The following is an 18,576-nucleotide window of genomic DNA, read 5'->3' as shown; positions in this document are numbered from 1 at the left end:
AAATGACAACATTTGCAGACTCTCATTTTTTTAAGCGCTATCGCTCAGCTATTTTATACATCGGCCTGATCTTCTTTTTGATACTCAGTATCCCATACGACCCTAATCTTTTTACGGGGAGTTCATTTGCGGACCTGTTTTCATTGGAGAACTGGTTTGGATTGGCGACTTACCGCACTTCTTTTGTCGCCGAAAGCCCTTTCGTCGGTAGCGATGTGCGCGGATACTACAACTGGGCAATTGCCCTGGCGCTCGCACTCTTGCTATTTTGGGCCTTTGGCCGTAAAATCCGGCAGACTTTTAAGGCCGATGACGATCGTGTATTTTACTGGCTCCGCGTACTGTTGCGTTATCGTTTAGCATTGGCCATTATTTTTATAGGCCTTGTCAAAATCGTCCCTATACAACTTCCGGAGCCGACTATTAGCGAATTGCATACCGAATACGGTGATTTCCTGCTCTGGAAGCTCTATTATCTTACAAACGGTATTTCAACTGCTGGATATCTGCCTGTAATTGGCGCGCTGGAGATCTTGGGCGGACTATTTTTACTGAACCGACGCACGGCAATCATCGGTTCGGGATTACTCATCGCTTTATTGCTCAATGTTGTTATCGTCAACTATGTGTACGAAATCGGTGAACAGGTGTATAGTTCCTTTTTACTATTACTTGCGGTCGTTATTTTCTCGTACGACTGGCCCCGTTTTTATCAGCTCCTGATCAAAAAGGCAGCGACTGTTCCCGATGGTTTTTGGCCTGTCTATGGCCGCAGGCTTGCTGGAATCCGCCCTTATCTGCAGGTCTTGTTCCTGCTGCTGATCGCTGTATTTAGCGTGCAGGCTTACCTGAGCTGGAAGAATTCCGATTACCCATTCCCCGATGAAAAGGGATTGGAAGGAGCAGCAGGCGTATACAATGTAAAAGACTTCGTCTGGAAAGGCGATACTATTCCGTATTCGCTGAGCGATACATTGCGATGGAAGGATGTCGTATTTGAAAAATGGAATACGCTCAGCATCCGTGGAAACCGTTCTGTAAAGGTCGATAGTCTCAAACCACGTATCGCTTTCAACCGCGAGCGTAACTACGAATACCTTGGTAATGGTGGCCGCGAATTCTTTGGCTATACGAGCAAGCAGGGAACTGATAAGCGCACAACCACAATCAAACTTACCGGAAAAGTGAGTAAAGGGCACACTTTTACCTTTGTGGTCGATCGCCCAGACAAACGTACGCTGATCCTTGATGGTATCAACCAGCTGGGCGACTCATTGCAGGTACGGCTAGAGAAAGTGAACAAGAAATATCTGTTGCAGGAAGGCCGCAGAAAACCGATCCGTATTTATTAACGATTCAAATTTAGACAAATTTTATGGCAACGATTCAATATTTGGAAAGCATTCCTACCAGCCAGCAGGAGCAGGGTTGGAAGTACTGGGAGAAAGTAGGATTTAGATTCACCTTTATTTTCTTTATCCTGATGGTGGTACCCCTGGATGGGGAATGGTACGAAAAAGTTTTTAAACCCGAATCATTATATGATTGGATGGCAACGATCGCCGGTGGGTCGCGCACAGGTTGGATAGAAATAGACAGCGAAAGTGGCAAATGGGGTTTCGCATCGTATACGTCTTGGTGGCTCAATGGCCTGATAGCGGTGCTGGGTGCTTCCATCTGGACGATATTGGCCCGAAATAGTAAGGTGCAACGCTATGATGCGCTTTACTATTGGTTGCGGGTATTGGTACGCTACCGCATTGCACTGGGGCTGATCGCTTTCGGATTTATCAAGTTCTTTCCTATGCAGATGCCGTTTCCATCCCTTGCCAATCTGAATACCGATATCGGTGAATATGCCCCCTTTAAGTTGTATTGGCAAATCGTCGGTGTATCCTATAAATATGAGATCTTTTTAGGCTTTTTGGAGATAGCGGCGGGAAGCCTGCTCTTCTTTCGACCCACGGTCGTCATAGGAGCCATTATCAATGCTGGAGTCCTCTTTAACATTGCCCACGCCAATATTGCCTACGATGGAGCAGTTCATGTATACAGCTCATATTTTGTATTGCTTTCCCTTTTTCTATTGCTGCAGTATCTGCCTGCAATCTGGAAGCTTTTTATCCGGCGCGAACCAGTAAGTACCTATTACTATGTGCCCAAGTTTGTCAGGAAGTGGAATAAGCCATTTTACTTTGGCCTAAAGACGACCATTGTGATCCTGTTTATTTTCGTTTACGGCTTTTATCGCTATGAGCGATTCTATGATGAAGGGCGTCTAAAAGAACCTGTACTTCCTGGGCTAGCAAAAGCTGCAGGACATTATGAGGTTTCGAGTTTTCTTTTGAATGGAAAGTCTCAGGCTTATTCACCTGCCGATTCAGTACGTTGGCATGAGGCCTTTTTCGAACGTTATTCGACCTTGGTCTACAAAGTCAATAAAGCCAATTCGATCGATCTTGGCAATGGTACCCCGGCTTTAAATGATGTGCTCAAAACTTACGAGTTTACAGGCCGGGCCGGAGGGAAGAACTACCTCTACTATGAAATAGACTCGACAGAACACGCATTGTATCTGATCGATAAAAATCAGAAATTCAGTAAGGAACAACGTAAGAAACTAGATGAAAAACTAGATGTGGGACTGAAAGCCCTGTATGGAAAAGCGCAGGGCGATAGCCTCCATGTGCTGAAATGGGCTTACGAACGACCGACAGCCGAACAGATCAAACTCAAGGGGCTGGATGCCAGTGGCAATAACCTCGAAATTACCCTCAATCGCGTTAAAGAATCCTATCTCACCGGTAAGGAATGGTATATGAAAAATACACTCTTTACTTACTAATTGTCTAAAAAAAGAATGTTATGAATAGAAGATCATTTATCCACCGTTCAGCTGTACTTTTTACCCTTGCTTCGGCAGGTCAGGGCGTATCCTGTTTTGGAAATATCAATAATTTAGCGAATGGCTACAGCATCAGGCAGTTTGAAGATGAAGGCCTGGCACAGTTTTCCTATGCGATTTTGGCCGATAAAAACATTGTGCTTATAGACCCGGCCCGTGATCCAAGACCCTATTACGCTTATGCAAAGGAGCAGGGAGCGAAAATTATTGCGGTTGTAGAAACACATCCGCATGCTGATTTTGTGAGTTCCCATCTGGAGATTCATCAGGATCTGAAAGTTCCCGTTTATGTCAGCAAGCTTGTCCGTGCGACCTATCCCCACCATACTTTTGACGATGGCGATACCTTAAAGATTTCGGACCGAATTGTGTTGCATGCCATCAATACAGCCGGACATTCACCAGATAGCATATCTGTTTTGCTAAAAGAAAATGGTCGCGATGTGGCGATCTTTTCGGGGGATGCGGTATTGATTGGTGGTGTCGGAAGGCCCGATCTGCGCGAGTATTCGGGAGAACAGGCTACGCAGCGCGAAAAACTGGCGCGGCAGCTCTACCACACCGTCCATGATATCTATGCAACGTTAGGCGATCAGGTGCTTTTGTATCCAGCTCATGGCGCTGGATCACTGTGCGGAAATGCAATAAAGGGTGCTAAGCAAAGTATTATTGGCGCTGAAAGAACCCATAATTTGGCCTTTCAGCAAAAATCGGAAGAAGCGTTTGTCCAGCGGATTCTGGCAGACCGTCCGCCTGTACCGATTTACTTCCCTTATAATGTAGCATTGAATCGTCGGGGAGCAAAGCCATTATTGGCTTCTTTGTCGGGTATTTCAGTGGTTTCGGCAGCGGCGGTGCCCCAGGCGCTGAGCACTGTCCTCGATACCCGCCCCGCTTCAGAATTTAAGGCGTCACATTTTCCGGAGGCCATTAATATTCCCGAACGTAGCAAGTCAGAATCTTGGGTAGGGACTTTTATTGAACCGAAAGACGGCTTTTATCTTGTTGTCGATACCAAAGAACAGGGGCAGGTACAGCTTGAAAAGCTGGCTAAAATTGGCTATGAACAGTTTGTTAAAGGTGTCGTGTTGTATGGGGATTTCGCGGGACAGCCTTCGACAGCTTTTGATCAGGCTGCATTTGACAGGGCGCAAGAGCAATATTTTATAGTGGATGTACGTACGGCCGAGGAAGCTAAGACTGGACCAGTTTTCAAAGGAGCACATAACATTCCGCTGGCTGAATTGAAGGCACATATTGCCGAACTACCCGTGGATAAACCTATTGTTGTGCACTGCGCTTCGGGTTATCGCTCGGCCATTGCAAGCAGCCTCATCAATGAATGGGCACCAAAAGTGCAGGTCTGGGATATTGGTGAACATATTAAAAGCTATAAGCAATCGGTGAATTAACGAGAGGAATTACACTTAAATGCATACATGATATGAAAGATTTAAAATTGTTGGCTAGCATGTTATTAGCAGTGGTGGTGTTGCTCAATGTGACCAACTGCCAATCCAGGCAGGATACGAAGGAAGCCGTAAAAAATAGTCAGGTTTCGTTTAAAAAGCAAGAAGGAGTTCGCTTTAAACAGGAACTTGAAAGCCTAAATAAAACGAACAAAGTGCCGGTACAAATTCCCGACAATCCGCGGATCGTCTATGCGACCGAACAGGATGTGCTGGAGCTTGAAAATGGTATTGTCCTTTTTGGATGGCCCAGCTGTCCCTGGTTTCGGAATGCCATAACGCCGCTGCTGGAATTTGCCCAGGAGGAAAAGGCGGCTATTTATTACCTCAATATTCACGATATCCGGGATCTTAAGGAGAAAGATAAGGACGGTAAAGTGATCACGACCAAGGCCGGGAGCCCGGGTTATGAGGCTATTTTGGCAAAATTTCACGAAATTCTAAATCCTTATACAGCTGTGGGGATTGATTCCATTAAACGGATTTCTTCGCCGACGGTATTATTTATTGAAAAAGGTAAAGGCGTGCATAAGGTTGTTTCTACGGTCGTATCGCAGACCGATCCGAAAATCAAGCTTGATAGTATACAGCGACAGGAGTTAAAGCAACGGTATCGCGCATATTTTTTGGATGAACATCTGATATAAGGCCACACGACATCAACATCATTGTAAATTAAATGGATAACATATGAAAAAAATAATTAATCTTGGACTTTTAGCGTTTGTTTTAACGACATTTACAATCTCCTGCGGATCTGCAGGTAAAAAAAAGGATAATAGCAAATCGTTGTCCGATTCTACTTCGTCAAAGCGCTCAAAAAAGGAACAGCCCAATACAGGCTGCGACTAGGAGTGATTAAAAACTAGCTTATGCGAAAATTTGATGCAATTATTATTGGTTCGGGACCAAATGGACTGGCAGCAGCGATTACCTTTCAGCAGCAGGGGTTGAGCACGCTGCTAATTGAAGGTGCCGATACAATCGGTGGGGGAATGCGAACCAAGGAACTTACAATTCCGGGCTTCAAACATGACGTCTGTTCGGCAATTCATCCCATGGCTATGGCATCGCCATTTTTCAGGAGTTTGCCTTTGGAAGCATTTGGGCTATCTTTTGTTAAGCCTGAGTATGCGGCGGCACACCCATTGGACGAAGGGGAAACTGGAATTCTTTACCATAGTCTTGCCGCAACGGTAAAGGGATTGGGGGCGGATGGCGAAAGCTATCGTAAGCTGGTAGAAAAGGTTGTGACACGTTGGGATAGCCTTGCTGCCGATATTATGGGACCATTATCCTTTCCGAAGCACCCTTTGTCTTCAGTCTCATTTGGGCTGGATGCACTTCAGCCGGCAAGCTGGACGGCGAAGCGCTTCACTTCCGCGCAGGCACAGGCTTTATGGGCAGGCATGGCGGCACATGGAATTCAGCCACTAAGCAATTGGACAACTTCGGCAATTGCCATAGTGTTAGCTGCTGTAGGTAATAAATATGGCTGGCAAATTCCAATAGGCGGTTCGCAGTCTATTGCTGATGCCTTATTAAGTTATTATCAATCGCTGGGCGGGGAGATCCAAAAGGACTTTTGGGTAGAGGACATTCGCGATCTACCATCTCATAAAGTTCTACTCTGTGATATCACGCCCCCGCAGTTGTTGCAGCTCAAAGGTATAGGTCTTTCTAGCGGCTACCGCAGGCGCCTCGAAGGCTTTAGGCAGGGAATGGGGGTATTTAAAGTTGATTGGGCATTGTCTGAAAAGACGCCTTTTAAAGATCCGCGTTGCCAACAGGCCGCTACCGTACATTTGGGAAATACCTATGCCGAAATTGCGGAAAGCGAGCGGTTGAGCCATCTTGGAAAGAAAGTGGATAAGCCTTTTGTGCTGTTTGCACAACAGAGTGCCTTTGATTCCAGTCGTGCTCCCGAAGGGAAGCATACGGGATGGGCATATTGCCATGTCCCCAATGGAAGTAAGATCGATTATACCGAAGCGATCGAAAATCAAATTGAGCGCTTTGCGCCAGGTTTTAAAGAAACCATTCTGGCCAAGCATACCTTTTCCCCTACGGAGCTCGAAGCATACAATCCAAATTATATCGGCGGTGATATCAATGGCGGTATTATGGATATTTCGCAGCTGTACAGTAGGCCCATTTTGGCCCTAAATCCGTATCGAACCTCTGTTGACACGATTTATCTCTGTTCATCATCGACACCTCCAGGGGGCGGGGTGCATGGCATGTGTGGGTATCATGCTGCACGGACAGCGCTCAAAGAACATTTCGGCTTGTCGGTATAAACATCTTTTAAATATTTTTTATAAAAAATAAAATTGTAGGGTCGTATTTAATTTCGGCAGCATTTTTGCTAAGTAGAGCTACGAAAACACCCCAAATAATATGTTACATTAGGCCAAGATCATTTCTTGGCCTTTTGTCTTTCTAATTTGGACATATTTACCAAATGTTCTCCCATTTTCTGGTGTGTTTTTTTCAGTTATAGAAAAGCCCTGTCGGTCGGCGATATTTCATCCATTTTTCGATTTTAAAAAATAGGAGATAAGCTTAATTAAGTTCACTGAGATACAATTTTGAACAAACGTTTGCGTTTATGCGCCTATTGTATTTACTGATAATTCTACTTAACATCGTTATACGATTTGATGAAAAGAGGGGATTTTTACAGCATGTGAATTACTTTTAATACATGCTTTGCCATTGCCCTCCCTAAATATGATAGGTTATGAACCAAAATGATCAAGCAGATCTTGACTTAGTTGAAAGACTCAAATCTGGGGATACTTCAGCATTTAGGACCATATATGTAAAATATGTGGATAAGCTATTTTTGTTCGGTATGAATATTATCAAAGAGGAGGAAGATTGTACCGATACCATACAGGATGTCTTTGTATGGCTTTGGGAGAACCACGAAGAACTGACCATCTCACATTTAAAAAGCTACCTGTATGCTGCAGTTAAGTATAAGCTGACCCGAAAAATCCTGACAAGTCGCAGAAGAGAAGAAATACTCAATCACCGAGCAGCGATAATCGATGTGGTCGAAGACGAAAGTCTTGCCCTCAAGGAATTGCAGGCTGTGATCCATGACTTTATTCGCACCTTGCCACCAAAGGCACGAGAAGTATTCGTGTTAAGTCGCGAAGATTACCTACCCCATCATGATATCGCTGAACAGCTCGGCATTTCCGAAAATACGGTACGGAATCACCTTGCTGTATCGCTCAGAAAACTAAGGGTTTACCTTTCTAAAAATTTTTATTGGACATTTTTTTTATTTTTTTTTCATTAAGACTAGTACATCCGCCGTCTTCATGTCCCTTAGTTATAAAATAAGGGGAAATTGGATTCATGAAAGATCTAACGAAGGAATTGCTGGAAATTTTGAAACGTATTGATGCGGGGGTAGCATCGGAGGATGACCTGCGTCAATATCATCAATGGTGTGAGATGCAGCAGAACCATAATCGAAGTGATTCTCTGGCTGCATTGGATCCTATTCAGAAGGATCGCCTTTTGGAGGTGATTGCAGGAAAAACTTTTAAGAAGAAAAGATCAATTACCAGTATCCGTGCTGTGGCTACGCTCGCAGCTTCCTTACTCTGCGTTATTGCAGCCGGTTTGTGGTTATATCAACGAAATAGCACGCTAAGTGATCATAACCTAGCAATAACCCATATGAAAATGCCGTCTGTTCAAAAAGGAACGATCCTGGTCATGGATAATGGGGATCAAATTGATCTCGAAAAACAGGGACAAGGATTGATCGCCGGGGGCACAGATTCGGAGATTTCTAAAAGTAACGACAGTTCCCTTGTCTATAGTAATAGGTTAAATGCGGCTTCTAATATCCCGGTTTTCAATACGTTGATGACCGCAAGAGGACATCAGTATCAACTCACCTTGGCCGATGGCTCCAAAGTCTGGTTGAATGCTTCATCCTCACTGCGTTTTCCTGTTAATTTCGCGGGGCAAAAGCAGCGTAAGGTGATTCTCGAAGGCGAGGCCTATTTTGAAGTTGCCAAAAACCCGGAAGTTCCCTTCGTTGTTGTGACTGATAAACAGGAAATCAAGGTATTGGGCACCCATTTTAATGTCAAAAGCGATCAAAATGCCAGCAGTAGCATGACGACATTATTAGAAGGGTCGGTCATGGTTAATAATAGTGTGAAATTAGTGCCTGGGGAGCAGCTTGTTGCTTCCAGTAGTGGGCTCAGCAAGCGGCGAGTTAATGTGGAGGATGTGATTGCCTGGAAAAAACGGTTTTTTCAATTTTGAAGGTAAACAAATTCCAGAAATTATGGATGAACTTGCCCGCTGGTATGATTTTGAAGTCCGTTATGTCGGCACGGTACCGAAGGATAAAGTTGATGCGACCATATCGCGCAAAAAACGTGTGGACGAGGTTCTTGATCTTCTCGAAATGACCGGTTTAGCGAAATTTTCCAAAAGTGGAAACACAATTGTAGTGACACAAACAAAATAATAAATAACACATTCCTAAAAAATGCAAATTATGATACAGCATCGGGCCTTTGGCAATACTTCCTAAAAATCTACAAAAATAGGGGAAAAGAGCGTGAAAGTGTTGCAACCACCTCCACGCTTAGAATTATTGGAAATAGGTTCTGATAATCAATGATTATAGGAACCATAAACATGCTTAAATTTATGAATTTTAATCAACAAGCACAAAACCTGTGCCGCTGGACTATGCCTTCTAGTGTCAAAAAAGTAGTTCCAGCCTTTTTGCTGCTCTTTAGCAGTCAGTTACATGTGACGGCTAATGCGCAACGCATATCACTAAATTTGAATAAAGTTACCTTTCGGGAAGCGGTGGAGTCGATCAAGAAACAGAGTGGCTACGAGCTGGTGCTTGTACAGACACATCTTGGGGATACACATCCTGTGTCGCTAAACCTACAGAATAAAGGCCTGCGTGAAAGTCTGGAAGCCCTGACCAGGGATCAGCCCGTAGGTTATGAGATCAAAGGCAATACCATTGTGCTGCACCGTAAGAAACAACCTGCGGTAAACGCTGAACAGAATCAACAGCAAGAAACGATCAAGGGCAAAGTGCTGGATGCGAGTGGATCCCCGTTGAGTGGCGTGACGATCAAAGTGAAAGGTTCGGCCAAAGTAACACAAACAGACAACGCGGGTAATTTTAGCATCGAAGCAAAGGATGGAGCTATCTTGGTTATTAGCTCTGTAGGCTTCTCTACATCGGAAGTTGTCGCAACAAGTCAATCTCCTTTGACCGTCAATCTGAAAAAGGAGGATAATGCTTTGAATGAGGTTGTTGTTGTGGGGTATGGTACGCAAAAACGGAAGAGTTTGACGGGGGCGGTGGCATCGGTCAAAATGAGCGATGTGAACAATGCAACGAATACCAACTTTGCGCAGGGGCTTGCCGGAAGGGCTGCCGGTGTCAATGTCGTGCAAACATCGGGGCAACCTGGAGCGGGTGTGTCGGTGCAGATCCGGAGTAACGCATCGTTTGCTTCGATGGGGCCATTATATATCGTGGATGGTGTTATCATCAATGACGATGCGGGCGAACCAACAACAAATACAAGATATGGCTCGGGAGGTGTGAACCGTTCACCATTAAATTTTATCAATCCGAATGATATTGAGAACATCGACATTTTGAAAGACGCGAGTGCGACCGCAATCTATGGTGCCCGGGCTGCCGGTGGTGTGGTGCTGATCACGACAAAAAAAGGGAAGCAGGGGCTGCCGACAATTCAATATGACTTTAGTCATGCTGTTCAAAAGTCGTTAAAATACTACGATATCCTTGGGACCAAGGACTATATGACGGAACGTAACCGCATTCTTCGCGAAAAATGGATGCTGGATAATAAGATAGGTCCCTATGGCAATGTCGATCCAAATTCGGTCGGTGCTTTTGTGCCTAAATACACGCAGGATCAGATCGATAAACAGACTGTGTATCCAAGTGCGATTGACGCAATCATGCGCACAGGAAACACACAGCAGCACAATCTGTCCATGTCTGGCTCCAGCAATAAGACCAATTATTATGTGTCCGGAAACTATATGAACCAGGAAGGTGTGCTTCGTAATTCCGATTATTCGCGGTATTCGGGTAAATTCAATCTGGATCAGGGAATCGGTGAAAATATTAAGGTTGGAGTGAATGTGATCGCTACGGGTTCCAAAGCCAACAATGGCAGTATGGGGGATGGTGTATATGAAAATTCGGGTATGATTGGGGCGGCTTTTTACTATCCACCTACGATGCCGTTTCAAGACGAACAGGGGAATTATCCAATCAATCCCGACTACCAAAATACGCCCAATCCGATGTCGTTTCTAACGATTACGGACCTGACAAAGTCTAACCGCTGGTTAACTTCGGCTTTTGCGGAATGGAAGATTTTTGAAGGACTGACTGCAAAAGCTAGTTTTAGCTACGATCAGAGTACTGCCAAACGGAGCTTGTATTATCCGCGGACCTTTTTATATGGAGCGCGGGCTGAAGGTATGGCTGGCGTATTCGAAACAAATGCCTCTTCACAATTACGGGAATATACGTTGAATTACGCAAAGGATATTGGTAAGGGGCACCTGACGGCATTGCTCGGACATTCGTACCAGATCTCCGAACACGATGGACTCAATACAGGAAATGATCATTTTCCAACCGATAACTTCCTCTATTACAACCTCGGACTTGGTACTGCCCAAAGACCTTATTTAGGCAGTTTTAAAGATGCAAATAGAATTTGGAAATCCTATTTCGCTCGTGTTGTCTATGAGTATGATGGCAAATATATTTTGTCGGGTACAGTGCGTAAAGACGGCGCATCCCATTTTGCGGCCAACAAAAAATGGGGAACATTTCCAGGGATATCTGCCGCATGGGTAGTGTCCGAAGAGGAATTTATCAAGGCAATTCCAGCCATAAGCTTCCTGAAATTGCGTGCAGGTTATGGGGCTGTTGGTAATTCGGCAATTGGAGGTAGTGCATTTGAATACTATGACAACAATTCGCCTTATGTGATCGGTGGTGTCAACCTACCCGGTGTTAAGTTATCGCAGATCAGTAACCCCAACCTGACTTGGGAAACACAGACAGAATTTAACCTTGGTTTGGACTTCGGTTTTGTAAAGGGGCGTATTAGCGGTAGTTTTGATTATTTCAACCGTCAGTTTACGGATCTCCTGAGCACCATTAATCTGAACTCAGACTATGTGGTGCGTGAGGCAAGCATAAACGCAGGAAAGACACGTAGCCAGGGCTGGGAGGTAAATCTACAGACCAAAAACTTTGTACAGCAGGATGGCTTCAACTGGAATACGACAATAAATTTTTCCCATTATAAAAACTATTGGGTAAGTCGGGCGCCTGAAGCACTCAAGTCCCTGCCGCGTTATGAAGCCGAAAAAGGAAACTTTAACGCAGGCTATGGTTATTTGTCGGATGGGATCTACAATCCGGCAACGATGTCTGCACCGAGCTGGATGCCTGGAATTTTGCCAGGTGAAATTATCATAAAAGATGTCAATGGTTATGATGACAACGGAAACCTAACTGGAAAACCTGACGGCAAATTGTCTACCGCTGATATGGTGCAGTTACACACGAATAATGATCCGACAGGTAATGGTCGTCCCGTGCCGAACTATAGTTTCGGGATGAACAATCAGTTTAGTTATAAAAACTTTGATCTTTCGGTATATGTTTATGGCTTAATTCAGAAAAAAATCAATCGTGATTATTCCAACAATTCCGATGTGTATGCGAAACTAGGTGCCTATGGCTGGAATGTTCTTTCCGTAGCGAAAGATCGTTGGGCGTATGACCATACCGATGGTACCATGCCAACAGGTTTGAACGGCAATTACAGCAGCTATGCCAGCAGTTCTGATTTTTGGGTAGAAAATGGAAACTTTCTCCGTGTGCGGGATATCACATTAGGCTATCGTCTTCCGCTATCACTTATTCAAAAGCAAAAAACTGTTAAAAACATGCGGGTGTACCTAAATGTCCAAAATCCGTTTATCATTACAAACTACAGGGGAGTAGATCCAGAATTACAAAATCTATATGCATATCCAATGACAAGATCCTTTACCGTGGGCGCAAGTGTTGGATTTTAAAAAGACAAATATCATGATTACAAGAAGAAAATATATAAAACTGGTAGCTGCACTTATGGTGGCCGGGGCACTAACATCCTGCGAAAAAGCATTGGAAGAAGTCACTTACGATAAATTCAGTGAGACATCATTTTACAAAACAAAAGAAGATGCCAAATTAGCTGTTACGGCGGTATATTCTACGTTGAATCCTGATGATGGGTATAGCATCTGGGGCTGCGGTCTCGGTGGTATTGTACCGCAGTCGAGCGCGACGACAGATGAGCTCATCTGTTCATGGGGCTGGCCAGGCTGGCCTATGTTCAACAATCTGAATCTTTCTGAAACTTTTCCGGGCGATGCGCTTTTTGTTTTTTATAACAATCTTATGCCGGCAGTGACCAACGCGACAATTGTACTAGACAGACTCTCGGGTATGACAATTGATGAAACGATAAAGCAAACTTACACGGGTGAAGTAAAAGCGTTGCGGGCACATTATGCCTGGATTCTGTACAGTTATTATGGGCCAGTGCCCTTGCGACTGGATGCATCGGTAATGAAAGAACCTAATCCTGCTCCAATTGCCAGGCCTACAAAAGCCGAAATGGTTGCCCAAATCGAAAAGGACTATAAAGAAGCCCTAGAAGTACTGCCTTTGGCGAGTGCATTGCCATCCTCAGAATATGGACGTTTTACGAAAGATGCCTGTATAATGGGACTTATAAAGCTGTATATGCAGGAAAAACGCTGGGATGATGTGATCAAGTATGGGCGGGAACTGCAAAAATTAGGACATTCGCTCAAAGCTAATTATGCCGATATCTTTACAATCGAGAATAATGGTGACAACAAGGAAGTTATTTTTGCGATACCGACCCGTATAGATGCCAAGAGCGCCAACTTATGGTTAGCGCATGCTCTTCCTGGAAATTATGCCGACCCGACCGGCGTGGCATTGACCCAATGGGGCGGATATAAAATGCCGTGGAAGACCTACGATAAGTTTGAAAGCAATGACAAGCGTAAGCAGCGCCTACTGACCAAATGGACAACAACGGATGGTACAACCTATGATGCACGTGCTAACGGCGTAATTGGTGCGATACCAATGAAATATGGTGTTGATCCGAGTGCGACAGGTGAGAAGCATGGGGTTAACATCGTGGTATGGCGGTATTCGGATGTGTTGCTGTCAATGGCCGAAGCGATCAATGAATTGTCAGGTCCAACCCAAGAAGCCTATGATCTGGTGAAGACAGTACGTGAACGTGCTGGTTTGGCGGCATGGAGCCAAAATCTGACGAAAGATCAGTTCCGTAAAAAAATGATGGATGAGCGTCTTTATGAATTCTGGTGCGAAGGTGGAATCCGACGGGAGGACCTGATCCGCTGGGGGACCTATATTGAGCGTGCGAAAGCGGATGGTTCTCAGTTTGCCAAACCCGAATTTGTGCTTTGGCCGATTCCGCGTAAGGCGATTAATGAAACGAATGGGGTAATTAAACAAAATCCGGGTTATAATTAATCCGGGTTGTAATAATCTAGGTGTAATTAATCCCGGTTATTAGTGAATAAAAACAGACCATCAAGGTCTTTATTCAAGGCGCCAATGTTCAGCTGCTGAGCTTGGCGCTTTTTTTTAAACAACTTACTATGCATAAACTATTTTTCATTTTTAGTTTTTTTTTAATCGTTATTTCCTACTCGCTGCTAACGTCAAATGCACAGGCACAAATTGTAGACTACAAGAAAGAAGGGATCGTCCGAATATTGCCAAAAGAAATCGACAGTGTACTGGACAATCCGGGGATAGGCTTTATGACTTTTCAGCGATTTAATGGAGATAGCTTAAACCGCGGCCTGACCTGGACGGAGGGCAAGCCAATAGCATATCAAGGTGAGGTTCGGAACCTGAAAAATAAGGATTATCCAAATACCACGATCGCATACTTCCGTTTGTATTGGCGCTTTTTAGAGCCCAAGCAGGGAAAATTCAACTGGGCATTGATCGATGAAGCTTTAAAAACCGCACATAAACGAGGGCAGTCCTTACTTTTACGGATCGCACCCTATGGGGAGGGCGAGGATAAAGGCAATGATGTACCGGACTGGTATCGTACAATGGTCGGTAAGAAAAATGAGTGGTTTGTGGATTCTGCGGGCTGGCGGGTTGACCCCGAAGATGCCCGCTACGCAAAATACTTTGGAAATATGATTACGAAACTCGCGCAACGCTATGATGGGCATCCTGATCTGGAAGCGGTCGATCTATCTATTGTGGGTTTTTGGGGCGAGGGCCGGGGTACGATAGAGCTATCTAAGGCTACGCGTGAAAGCCTGGTCGATGCGTACACCGATAATTTTAAGGAAACCCCCTTAATCACCTTATTGACCGATCGTAAAACCCAACAATATACTCTTTCAAAAAGACCTGTGGGCTGGCGTATCGATTGTTTGGGTGATTTGGGCGGTTTTGACGACAACTGGTCCCATATGTACGACTATTATCCACAGGGAATTGTTGGTTTCGGTATGCAGGATGCCTGGAGAAAGGCCCCAATAAGTCTGGAGGTCTGCTGGGTTATGCAGAAGTGGAAAGATGAGGGCTGGGATATCGATTATATCATCGATCAGTCGCTGAAATGGCATATTTCAAGTTTCAATGCGAAGTCTTCGGCCATCCCAAGCGAATGGTGGCCCCATGTGAATAGATGGCTCAATAAGATGGGCTACCGCTTTGTGCTTAAAAGGATGACTTATCCAAAGGAGGTGGTCCGCGGACAAAAAATGGATTTTAGCTCATGGTGGGAAAACAAAGGAGTAGCGCCGCTGTATAAAAAGCAATTTTCATTGGCTATACGGCTTAAGAATGAGCAAGGGGAGATTAGTCGGCTTACTGATGCAGACTTATCAACATGGTTGCCGGGAGACATTCTGTATGACAAGGATATTTTTATTCCATATGAATTAAAAACTGGAAGATATAACTTGGAGGTGGGGATAGTCGACCATAATACAGGTGAGGCAAAAGTTCGTCTTGCTATCGCTGGGCGAACTGCCGACGGATGGTATCCGATGGGTAAAGTTGATGTGTTGTAAAGAGAATCATGTGTAACTATCTGTTTATATTTATATTGTTAAATATCTTATCTGCATAGTTTTATGTTTTTACTTTAATGGGTGTTGTGCCAGTTTGTCAGCCGTATACGTAGGTGCTCAATAGGCTTAACAGGAGTGTCTTGATTCCGAAAGCAGTGTTTGTAAATAGGGCTATCGTACACTTTGCTACAGTATAATGCGGTCAATTTGTGTATTATCTTGACGAATGAGATAAAGGGCCGGCTCACTTCGTTGCATTTGTCTGCTGAGCGCCTCGATTTAGCTTCTGCGAGGATGGATTAGGATATTGTTTTTGACGTGGCAATGTCGATGGTGCGCTATTATTTTTTAAGGATGTCGGTATGGCTCGATTTGGAAATTATGAGCCGTACAACAAATAAATTGGAGTTGTTGTGTTTTTAATAAATGTTCTAATTATTTATATACAGCGTATTGTATTTTTTATATCAATTAAAAGTATAGGTGTTATTTTGCCTTATAAAGGCCGCTATGGTGTCTATGAAAAGACGATGTGTGGGATGAAAGGATCAAATGATTGTGGAAAAATCCATAAATTAGGGGAACTAAACAAGCTGTTTTATGAATGTAAAATTTATCCTAAGAGCTTTCTTACTATTTACGCTTTGCCTGATCCATGTAATCGGTCATACCCAGGAAAGCAACAACAATAAGAAATTGTGGGCAAAATCAATTTTGAATCAAAAGGCACCGAAACTGGAGGTGGAGCAATGGCTGACTGATATGCCTGAAACAAAGGATAAGTTTATCCTCATTGATTTTTGGGCTACCTGGTGTGGACCTTGCCGGAAAGTAATTCCCGAACTCAACGAGTGGCATAAGAAGTATGGTGATAAACTCGTGATCATTGGCCTTTCGGATGAGAAAGCAGAAGTCATTAAAAAGGCAAAGGAAATTAAGATAGACTATTTCTCAGCGATCGATACGAAAGGGAAGTTGAAGAAACAGCTCGAAGTACAGGGAATTCCACATTGTATTTTAGTGGATCCGGATGGCATTGTACGTTGGGAAGGTTTTCCTACGTTAGAGGGGCATGAGCTTACCGATGATGTTGTTGTTGATATCATCAAAAAGTATTCGAGGAAGCGTGGGAGATTCAAAGATAACAGTCCATATTTTCTGCGACAGGAAGAAGTGATGTTGGCTGGATTGTAAAAATTCTTCCATATGCCAGACCGATCAATCGTCCGATTTTTTGCCGTACTTGGGTATGGCATGGATAAAAAAAGTGTAACGGTTGCCCGTTACACTTCGCAAGAAGATAAATAAATTATCTTCTTGTGTGTTTACTTAATTATGCGATACGTACGTTAACTGCATTAACGCCTTTTTTACCGTTTTCTACATCAAATGTTACACTGTCATTTTCGCGTACTTCGTTGATTAAACCAGATACGTGTACGAAAATGTCGTCTCCACCACCAGCAGGCGTAATAAAACCAAAACCTTTTGTTTGGTTGAAGAATTTAATAGTTCCTTCTTGCATTGTTTTATAAATTATATTAAAGTAATCTGTACTGCACTATTGTGATAAATGAATATGAACAATAGTTAATCGATTTTTGCAAGAAATAGGAATTGATTTTAATGATCTTGGATTGACTCAAGTCCAAAAAGGTCTTTACCTCCGTTTTGCTAACAAAAAAGCTTCTGAAAATGCGAAAACTGAGTGTTAAGTATAACTTGACAATTTCAGATAAGCAAAGGCGGAGCCGATTATAAGACAAATTTAAGTATAAAATATTGATATATACAGTGTTTTGTTATTTTTTATGAAATAAATCCTATGCAGGCTCTGTGTTAGCCTAATAGCTACACGATATAGTCGCAAAATTACATTAAACCCGATAAGTAAAAGCATTGATATTCATACCGGCGCCAACAGATGCAAATAGGATGATATCGCCTTCTTGCAGGGATTGATTGTCTAATTGACCACGGGCAATGAGATCATAGAGCGTAGGAATGGTTGCCACGCTGCTATTTCCTAATGTATGGATGGTCATTGGCATAATATCGGGCGGGGGTACTTTACCGTATAGTGCATAGAATCTCATCAGAATGGCTTCGTCCATCTTCTCGTTGGCCTGGTGGATCAATATTTTTTTGATTGCCGTGATATCAATATCCGCTTTTTGAAGGCAAGCCTGCATGGCTAAAGGAACTTTGCTGAGTGCAAACTCATAGATTTTACGTCCTTTCATTTTAATATACCGTATATCGGGGTTCTGCTCTTGTTGATACGAGCTCCCGAAATTGAGATAGTTCGCTTCTTCAAGCGCATAAGTAGCACTTTCATGTGATAGGAGCCCTTGCTCTGTCGTAGTGGCTTCGATGATTACGGCGCCAGCGCCATCCGCATAGATCATCGAATCTCTGTCAAAAGGATCGACAACACGCGACAAGGTTTCTGCGCCAATGACCATACAGCGTTTTGCCATCCCTGATTTTATGAAAGCGTTGGCATGCAATACGCCTTCGTTCCAACCGGGACAACCAAATAACAGATCATAAGCCACACATTTTGGATTGCTGATCCCGAGCTTTTTCTTCACTCTGCTTGCTAAACTTGGGACCGTATCCGACTGAATTTTACCATGTGGAATATCGCCATAATTGTGGGCTACAATTATATAATCCAATGTTTCGGCATCAATGCCTGCATCGTCAATCGCAAGTTGGCCAGCCTTAAAAGCCAGATCTGAAGCCACCTGGTTAGGGTTGGCGTAACGACGTTCCTCAATGCCGGTAATTGCCTTAAATTTTTCAATGACCGAAGCCGGCTGATTGAAAGGCAGTCCATTTTCATCTAAAAAAAGATGGTCCTTAAAGTATGCGTTCTTTATGCGATTCGAAGGGATGAAACTGCCCGAACCAATGATCCTAATGTTCATAATTGTTGCTCTGTACCCAAATGAAAGGGCGTAA

Annotated in this window: 15 protein-coding genes; 13 read left to right on the top strand and 2 right to left on the bottom strand. The window is 43.8% G+C overall.

Going from position 1 to position 18,576, the window contains the following annotated elements:
• Positions 1-2: 2 nt before the first annotated feature.
• The 13 genes from OK025_RS23055 to OK025_RS22995 all read left to right on the top strand — a co-directional run bounded on the left by OK025_RS23055 (position 3) and on the right by OK025_RS22995 (position 16,803).
• Positions 3-1,352: a beta-carotene 15,15'-monooxygenase gene (locus OK025_RS23055; protein ID WP_317667073.1), complete on the top strand. Its 1,350-nt coding sequence runs from the start codon at positions 3-5 to the stop codon at positions 1,350-1,352.
• A gap of 23 nt (positions 1,353-1,375) precedes the next feature.
• The gene (locus OK025_RS23050) at positions 1,376-2,845 is read left to right on the top strand and encodes a hypothetical protein (protein WP_317667072.1); all 1,470 of its coding nucleotides are present in this window, start codon (positions 1,376-1,378) and stop codon (positions 2,843-2,845) included.
• A gap of 20 nt (positions 2,846-2,865) precedes the next feature.
• The gene (locus OK025_RS23045; RefSeq protein ID WP_317667070.1) at positions 2,866-4,317 is read left to right on the top strand and encodes an MBL fold metallo-hydrolase; all 1,452 of its coding nucleotides are present in this window, start codon (positions 2,866-2,868) and stop codon (positions 4,315-4,317) included.
• 32 nt (positions 4,318-4,349) lie between these two features.
• The gene (locus tag OK025_RS23040) at positions 4,350-5,021 is read left to right on the top strand and encodes a hypothetical protein (RefSeq protein ID WP_317667069.1); all 672 of its coding nucleotides are present in this window, start codon (positions 4,350-4,352) and stop codon (positions 5,019-5,021) included.
• Positions 5,022-5,064: 43 nt separating this feature from the next.
• Positions 5,065-5,226 (top strand): hypothetical protein, encoded by a 162-nt coding sequence (locus tag OK025_RS23035; RefSeq protein ID WP_317667068.1) that lies wholly within the window; start codon positions 5,065-5,067, stop codon positions 5,224-5,226.
• Between the two features lie 20 nt (positions 5,227-5,246).
• A complete protein-coding gene (locus OK025_RS23030) occupies positions 5,247-6,674 on the top strand; it encodes an NAD(P)/FAD-dependent oxidoreductase (RefSeq protein ID WP_317667066.1) in 1,428 nt (475 codons plus the stop codon).
• Positions 6,675-7,117: 443 nt separating this feature from the next.
• On the top strand, positions 7,118-7,687 hold the full coding sequence (locus tag OK025_RS23025; RefSeq protein ID WP_317667065.1) for a sigma-70 family RNA polymerase sigma factor: 570 nt from the start codon (positions 7,118-7,120) through the stop codon (positions 7,685-7,687).
• 59 nt (positions 7,688-7,746) lie between these two features.
• On the top strand, positions 7,747-8,673 hold the full coding sequence (locus OK025_RS23020; protein ID WP_317667064.1) for a FecR family protein: 927 nt from the start codon (positions 7,747-7,749) through the stop codon (positions 8,671-8,673).
• Between the two features lie 22 nt (positions 8,674-8,695).
• Positions 8,696-8,881, top strand: a complete 186-nt coding sequence (locus tag OK025_RS23015) for a DUF4974 domain-containing protein (RefSeq protein WP_317667063.1) — start codon at positions 8,696-8,698, stop codon at positions 8,879-8,881.
• A 185-nt stretch (positions 8,882-9,066) separates the two neighbouring features.
• On the top strand, positions 9,067-12,528 hold the full coding sequence (locus tag OK025_RS23010; protein ID WP_317667062.1) for a TonB-dependent receptor: 3,462 nt from the start codon (positions 9,067-9,069) through the stop codon (positions 12,526-12,528).
• A 13-nt stretch (positions 12,529-12,541) separates the two neighbouring features.
• Positions 12,542-14,035 carry a RagB/SusD family nutrient uptake outer membrane protein gene (locus tag OK025_RS23005; RefSeq protein ID WP_317667060.1) on the top strand — a complete coding sequence of 498 codons (1,494 nt, stop codon included), beginning with the start codon at positions 12,542-12,544 and terminating at the stop codon, positions 14,033-14,035.
• Positions 14,036-14,163: 128 nt separating this feature from the next.
• Positions 14,164-15,609, top strand: a complete 1,446-nt coding sequence (locus tag OK025_RS23000; protein WP_317667059.1) for a DUF4832 domain-containing protein — start codon at positions 14,164-14,166, stop codon at positions 15,607-15,609.
• 600 nt (positions 15,610-16,209) lie between these two features.
• On the top strand, positions 16,210-16,803 hold the full coding sequence (locus OK025_RS22995) for a TlpA disulfide reductase family protein (protein ID WP_317667058.1): 594 nt from the start codon (positions 16,210-16,212) through the stop codon (positions 16,801-16,803).
• A gap of 139 nt (positions 16,804-16,942) precedes the next feature.
• On the opposite strand, the gene OK025_RS22990 is transcribed toward OK025_RS22995, so the two are convergent.
• Entirely contained in the window at positions 16,943-17,134 is a 192-nt protein-coding gene (locus OK025_RS22990) for a cold-shock protein (protein WP_070566486.1), read from the bottom strand.
• Between the two features lie 352 nt (positions 17,135-17,486).
• On the bottom strand, positions 17,487-18,542 hold the full coding sequence (locus tag OK025_RS22985; RefSeq protein ID WP_317667057.1) for a ketoacyl-ACP synthase III: 1,056 nt from the start codon (positions 18,540-18,542) through the stop codon (positions 17,487-17,489).
• Between the last annotated feature and the right edge of the window lie 34 nt (positions 18,543-18,576).

The sequence above is a fragment of the Sphingobacterium sp. UGAL515B_05 genome (assembly GCF_033097525.1).
In the GTDB taxonomy this organism is placed as follows: domain Bacteria; phylum Bacteroidota; class Bacteroidia; order Sphingobacteriales; family Sphingobacteriaceae; genus Sphingobacterium.
This window is presented reverse-complemented; position numbering and strand designations above follow the sequence as displayed.